Genomic DNA, 6,291 nt, shown 5'->3' with positions numbered 1-6,291 from the left:
CATGCAGCATCTCAAGTGTATGCGGTATTAGTCCGAATTTCTCCGGGTTATCCCCCTCTGACAGGTAAGTTGCATACGCGTTACGCACCCATCCGCCGGTCGCCATCCAAATCAGCAAGCTGACTTTATGCTGCCCCTCGACTTGCATGTGTTAAGCCTATCGCTAGCGTTCATCCTGAGCCAGGATCAAACTCTTCTTTGTCATTTTGTTTNGCAAGCTGACTTTATGCTGCCCCTCGACTTGCATGTGTTAAGCCTATCGCTAGCGTTCATCCTGAGCCAGGATCAAACTCTTCTTTGTCATTTTGTTTTTTTACTTTATTCCTATGCTCAGTATCCTTACTCTATTTCCCAGGTAATAGTTGACGGGTAATGTCCTCTACTTATGTAGATTCTTCCCTTGTACTACTTGTTGAAAATCTTGTATCCAATATATCTATGATCTTGTCTTTGCCACCGGGATTTCCCGTTAGCGAATGCAAAGGTAGGAAGAATATCTTGAACGTACAAATACCTCCAAGTAATTTAGCAGCAAAAATATCCACAAGAAACACCCAACCACCTGTTTATCAAACAGAAGAATGAAACAACAAATTGCATAAAATTATTTTCAGAGCAAGGATTTTGCTTCAAAAACTTCTTCAACCACTTTTTTCGATAAAAAGAGTTGGTTTGAATCCGTTTTTGGAGACTTCATTTTTATATATTCCATCCCGAAAAATGCTCACTTTTTTCTTGCTCTCTATTTTGATCGAAAGGGTTGTTTTCAGAGGCTGATCAGAATGTTAAATCGCCCTTGTTTTACTCACATTTATTAACCAGAAAAAGTCATCAAAAACAGTAAACGAGCATATTGTTTCGGCTTAACGTGTTTAATTTTTCAGTAAACACGTTTAGTGATTTCATTAAACACGTTTACCGAATTCGATTAACGTGTTTAGAATTTCCCTTATAGTATTCATTTCTAATGATTTAGATTTTTAGACACCAAAAGAAGAGATTTTACGGCACCTTCTTAAATTAGAAAATATTTACATCAAACCACTCAAAATTCAACACATATTAACTCAAAAACAAGCCCTAAATCCGTCCGAGAGGAGAAAAGTTCAGAAGAATTGATTTTCAGTAATAAGCTAATCGACAAACAGATAAGGCAACTCCAATTTTTAGCAACCCCAAAAGACGATGAAAGAAGAAACTTTTAGAGGAGCCGTTATCAATTCCATTTTTATATAAAAGCTCCCAACAAAAAGAGGCAAAATCGTGATACGATTTTGCCTCTATACGGGTATTAAAAACTGATTACAAACCCACTTAAAAGATCATGCTGACCAAGACGAAAAGCCAGTGAGCAATAACGCCTGCTATAAGACCGCCAATGGCATGAGCTCCAATGGCTTGAGATATGAGCTTGCGGTAGCCGAGAGAGTCGAGCATGGCTGTATGAGTGCTTAGGAAACCACTCCAACACATACCCATTGCAGTGAAGACCGCCACGGCGTTTCCGTCCAATATTCCTTGCTCAGCAAAGTTAGGCACCAATCCAAGTGCGGCTCCAACAGCTCCAAGCGTTGTTATCGGGAAAGCTATAAGGCGTGAGTCTTCAAATCCGAAAAGCCACTTGAACAGGAAGTCCACTTTGTCTGCCAAGGCAGGAAGCAATCCCACTCCCTCAAAAGCGTCTCCATTGAAAGCACCATCCGCACCAGGGCCATTTGTCAGCATCATTACCGCAGTAGAGATAATGAGTACACCGGGAATGATAGCGATACCCAAGTCCACCCCTGTCTTACCTCCATCCAGAATAGCATTGAGCATACGGAGAAAAGCATTCTCTTTTTTCTCTTCCGCTTCGACGTGTTCGGTGCCTTCGAGATCTACCGCCGAGTCCATTTCGGGATACCGTTTAAGAGTAAAGCGTTGCATGAGTCGCGTGGATATTATACTACCACAAAGTGCTCCGAAGAGTCCGACCAAAGCACCCGATGCATAGCCTTTACTCGCCATGAAAATAATAACCACAAGACCCATTCCAAAGGCTGTACCGAAGTTGGTTAAGGATACGAGCTGATACTTCTTGAAGTATCTGCAAAACTTACGATCCTTTGCAAGAGAGATGATAGCCGGATTGTCCGAAAGGAATGTCAGGATACCACCCAAAGCAGAGACGCCCGGAAGATTGTAGACAGGACGCATCAACGGACGGAGCACACGCTCCAGCATGTCCACCACATGAAACTCGACCAACAAACTGCCGAGCGCACCACTCAATACGGTAATACCCATGATGTAGAAGACGGTATCTATAAGCAGACGAAAAGAGGTGTTCATGATGGTGTTCAGCATATTTGCCAATCCCATCTGAGAGCCTATATAGCCGAAAACAGCAAAGAAGAGCAAAAGAAAGATCCCTGCCTCTAAAAAGTGACGCAAGAATTGAGAATTCTTTTTGGAAGTTGGATTCATAAATTTATTCAGATAAGCGTATTATATTTTTTCGATTCAAGATTCTACCGGCTAAAGGTAAAGGATTTGCAGCATGCCTTTCGAGTGAACGAAAAGCTTAGTTTCCAAAGAAAAACATCCTCCAAATCGCCTGCAAAGTAACAACTATTTTTGCAATCGGCAATCGGAAGGATGTGCAAATTTTAATATCTTTTTTCTTCCTCTAAAAAGTTAGAATGGATCTGTTCTTAACTTAGGGTTAGAGTTGTAGCTCTCCTGCCCCTTCTCTTATAATCTCTATCTCGTCCGGATCCATCAGTCTGACAATGGTGGTTCTCTCCATTGCTCCCTCTCCTGCATCCAGAATCAAATCCACCTTTTCTCCCCACTCCTCTTCTATAAGTTCGGGATGGTAAAGATATGCTTCATCCTCATCCGCTTTTGCAGAAGGTAGAGAAGCCGTAATGAGAGGCTCATCCCTGAGAGCAAAAAGTGCGTTAATGATACCTCCTTGAGGGATACGAACACCGACTTCTTTCCTTTGCTTGAAAATCTTAGGCAGACTTCCCCCCGCCGGCAATACAAAAGTAAATGCTCCGGGAACATTCTGCCTCATAATGGAAAAAGAGGCGTTGTCTATCTTGGCATAGGTACTTGCCTGGGAAAGATCTTTACAAACAATGGTCAAAGGCGTTTTGACGGATTTGATGAGCCCTTTTATATCACAAATTGTCTGTACAGCATGCGGCTGGAGTGCATCTCCAACAAGGCAATAACGCCCATCCAAGGGCATGATGACAACTCCTCCGTGAGACAAAATCTCATCTACTTGAGCGATAACACTGCTCTGGGGATTATCTTCAAAAACTCTAACTAACATAAGGATTTATTTTTCGTCAGGATTAAAAAAGAAGGAATATCGCAGGATGTTTGTGCAACCAATCGGAGAGATCCTTCTCTTTCTTCCATTCGGTAAGGCTTTTTGTTACTACTTTTTGTTGTTTATCGTCCGTCAGATTCACGGCAACACATAAACGCAGCTGTGACGGAAGCTGTCTGACTAACTCTTCTATCAATTTTACGTTACGGTATGGAGTCTCTATAAAAATCTGGGTTTCGTCCTCTTTGGATATTCTTCGCTCCATCTCTTTTAACACCGATGCCCTTTCTCTATCATCTATCGGGAGATAGCCTTTGAAGGCAAAGCGTTGCCCATTAAAGCCGGATCCCATAAGTGCCAACAGGATAGATGAGGGTCCTACCAAAGGTATCACCTCTACTCCTTTCTTGTGTGCCCACTCCACTATGCGAGAACCGGGATCGGCAACGGCAGGACAACCTGCCTCGGAAAGCAGTCCGACACTATACCCTTGAAGCAATGGTTCTGCCAGCTCTGCAACGCTTTCTTGTGGATTGTGCTTGTCCATCTCTACTATAACCAGCTCGGAGATATTCAGCTCCGGCAGTGCAAACTTCAAAAAACGCCTTGCCGTGCGAGCATTTTCCACAATAAAGTGCTTCACACTGCGTATCACCTCGATATTGTATGGAGGGATATAATGGGAAGATGATACTTCCGACAGCGCGGAGGGAATAAGATAAAGTTTTCCTTTCACGATAATGAAGAGTGTGCCGTAAGATGAGACAATATGATGGCGGAAGCTACTCCGACATTGAGAGATTCGGCGGAAAAAGAGCGAGATGAACGGGGAATTGTAATTGTATGATCTGCCAACCGCTTCAGTTCGGAAGAGAGTCCTCCTCCTTCGTTCCCCAGCAAGAGAAAGATGGTATCCTTTTCCGGTTTCCATCCGTAGAGACTCGTACCGGTCATATCCGTAGCAATAATCTCCGATGTCGATCCATCTTTATTGAGAGACATCCAACCGGGCAGATCAACATCCCTGTAAAGCGTAACCCCTGCAAGAGCACCCATGGAAGACTGCACCACTTTGGGAGAGAAAGGATCTACACATCCTTCTCCCAAAATAAGAGTAGAGCAACCATACCACTCACACAAACGGATGATAGTGCCCATGTTACCAGGATCTTGTATTCGATCTAAAACAGGGATAACACCTTTAGGTAGGGTTTGAAAATCAAGCTCTTTCTGTAAGGGCAAAGAGAATACCGCAACAGCTTCTCGCGGTGTTTGAAGAGAAGAACACTTTCTGAGCCGGACTTCGTCTATCTCTCTTACTGCCGAAAAAGGCAGGGAAACAGAGTCCGGAATAGGGAAAGAGGGATGACAAGCTATGAGATGGAGATCAAAATAAGGGAGTAACTCTTTGATTACTTTCCATGTCTCTGCCACAAAAAGTCCATGCCGGTGTCTATATCGAGCGTGTTGAAGAGAAGATATCAGCTTGACTTCGTTGTTCGTTATCGGCTTCATCTGATTCTGCATAAATTGGTACTCCGATCAATAGTGGCTCTGCAACCACTCCTTCAAAGCAGGCATATCGGGGAATACTCTGTCTGCTCCGTTCTCTCTTAACACTTCATCATGTATAGGACCCGTAGCAACTGCTATTGTATAAGCACCGGCAGAGGATGCACTCTGGATTCCAAACGGAGCGTTTTCTATAACCAAAGTCTCCTCCGGAAGTGCTTCAAACATCTTCATTCCCTTCTGATATGGCTCCGGAGAAGGCTTTCCCCTCTTCACATCATCTCCTGTGACAATATGGGAGGTGGAAACATATTCTCCAAAATGATGCTTTAACTTATCAAGAGAGGCTCGCTGAGAGCTTCCGGTTACCACTCCTATGTTCCATCTTTTTTGAGAGGCAAATTCAAAAATATCCGTAATCCCCGGAATGAGTGTATTCACATCCGCACTCTCCATAAAGCGAGAAGTCTTATAGCTGTATATCTCTTCCACAAGATGCTGTGGCGGCTCTGTCTGAAATGTTCTCAGATATAGATGACGAATGGTTTCTCTTCCTGGCTGACCTTCAAACAGGTAAAACTCTTCCGGCTTGGCTTTCAGTCCATAATTGTTGGTAGTCTCCAGCCAAGACGAAACGTGGACAGGCATGGTATTGAAGAGGACACCATCCATATCAAACAGTATTGTAGAAACTTCTTTGGGATACATATCCGGATAGTATAGGCTTTAAGTTCTCTCTCTGATTCGTCCTGCTCCCAAATAGGTTCTGCTATAATATCTTTCCGAAAGCGAACTTATGGTGATACCGGTCTTAGTGGCTGCATGCACAAAAAGATCATTGCGCAGATAAACACCCACATGAGATGCTCGACCTCCGGTTCTGTTGTTGATATTAAAGAAGACTAAATCTCCCTCTTTGAGTTCGGCTCTTTCTATGGGAACCGTTTTATCCATGAGTGATGCGGCAGACATTCGTCCAATAGGAATTTGATAAACCGCTTCATAAAGACTCATCACGAAACCGGAACAGTCTGTTCCTCTTTTCCCGACACTGCCATATCTGTAAGGAACGTTTCTCCAATCGGCTATAAAAGCATAAAGCAGCAGATTGTCTTCTTGAGTAACCGGCATACCTATCTCTACAGATATTTCTTGAGCAAGATTTGCCATTTCTCGTGCCTCTATCTGAGACAATCTCACTTCGGGGGGAAACGTAACATGTTGAACGGGAGCCTTTGTTGTTCTACAAGAGCTCACGGTAACAATATACAGACATACGATAAAAAGCCAGACTTTACGATTCATGGGAGATACTCTTTAAGATATCAGCAAAACCGCTAATACTGTTTGCTATAAACACAATAAGGTCACTCTTTCGGGAGCGACCTTATTATGATATTTATATCTGCCTCTTCTCCATTTCTCTTTGACATTTCCGACAAGAGTTTCCGGAG

General features: G+C 43.2%; 6 protein-coding genes and 1 rRNA gene. All 7 read right to left on the bottom strand.

Going from position 1 to position 6,291, the window contains the following annotated elements:
* Positions 1 to 202: ribosomal RNA gene (locus tag JT26_RS01295) — 16S ribosomal RNA — on the bottom strand; the annotation flags it as partial.
* A gap of 1,112 nt (positions 203 to 1,314) precedes the next feature.
* Complete coding sequence (locus tag JT26_RS01290) at positions 1,315 to 2,466, bottom strand: nucleoside recognition domain-containing protein (protein WP_036790166.1); 1,152 nt, start codon at positions 2,464 to 2,466, stop codon at positions 1,315 to 1,317.
* A 238-nt stretch (positions 2,467 to 2,704) separates the two neighbouring features.
* On the bottom strand, positions 2,705 to 3,325 hold the full coding sequence (locus tag JT26_RS01285) for an L-threonylcarbamoyladenylate synthase (RefSeq protein WP_036790164.1): 621 nt from the start codon (positions 3,323 to 3,325) through the stop codon (positions 2,705 to 2,707).
* 22 nt (positions 3,326 to 3,347) lie between these two features.
* Positions 3,348 to 4,061, bottom strand: a complete 714-nt coding sequence (locus JT26_RS01280; protein WP_036844927.1) for an SAM-dependent methyltransferase — start codon at positions 4,059 to 4,061, stop codon at positions 3,348 to 3,350.
* Positions 4,058 to 4,840, bottom strand: coding sequence for a TrmH family RNA methyltransferase (locus tag JT26_RS01275; protein ID WP_160217620.1), 783 nt, complete (start codon positions 4,838 to 4,840; stop codon positions 4,058 to 4,060). Before JT26_RS01275 ends, JT26_RS01280 begins: the two co-directional genes overlap by 4 nt.
* A 27-nt stretch (positions 4,841 to 4,867) precedes the next feature.
* Positions 4,868 to 5,545 carry an HAD family phosphatase gene (locus JT26_RS01270; RefSeq protein ID WP_036844921.1) on the bottom strand — a complete coding sequence of 226 codons (678 nt, stop codon included), beginning with the start codon at positions 5,543 to 5,545 and terminating at the stop codon, positions 4,868 to 4,870.
* Between the two features lie 18 nt (positions 5,546 to 5,563).
* Positions 5,564 to 6,142 (bottom strand): C40 family peptidase, encoded by a 579-nt coding sequence (locus JT26_RS01265; RefSeq protein WP_052110274.1) that lies wholly within the window; start codon positions 6,140 to 6,142, stop codon positions 5,564 to 5,566.
* Positions 6,143 to 6,291: the final 149 nt, after the last annotated feature.

It is taken from the genome of Porphyromonas sp. COT-108 OH1349 (genome assembly GCF_000768755.1).
GTDB classification, from domain to species: Bacteria; Bacteroidota; Bacteroidia; order Bacteroidales; family Porphyromonadaceae; genus Porphyromonas_A; species Porphyromonas_A canoris.
The sequence above is the reverse complement of the archived record's forward strand: the minus strand, read 5'-3'. Positions and strand labels throughout refer to the sequence as shown.

Bases quoted from the DNA above. Each gene is read 5' to 3' on its own strand.
- JT26_RS01290 (WP_036790166.1), bottom strand. From the start codon at position 2,466: ATGAATCCAACTTCCAAAAAGAATTCTCAATTCTTGCGTCACTTTTTA.
- JT26_RS01285 (WP_036790164.1), bottom strand. From the start codon at position 3,325: ATGTTAGTTAGAGTTTTTGAAGATAATCCCCAGAGCAGTGTTATCGCT.
- JT26_RS01275 (WP_160217620.1), bottom strand. From the start codon at position 4,840: ATGAAGCCGATAACGAACAACGAAGTCAAGCTGATATCTTCTCTTCAA.
- JT26_RS01270 (WP_036844921.1), bottom strand. From the start codon at position 5,545: ATGTATCCCAAAGAAGTTTCTACAATACTGTTTGATATGGATGGTGTC.
- JT26_RS01265 (WP_052110274.1), bottom strand. From the start codon at position 6,142: ATGAATCGTAAAGTCTGGCTTTTTATCGTATGTCTGTATATTGTTACC.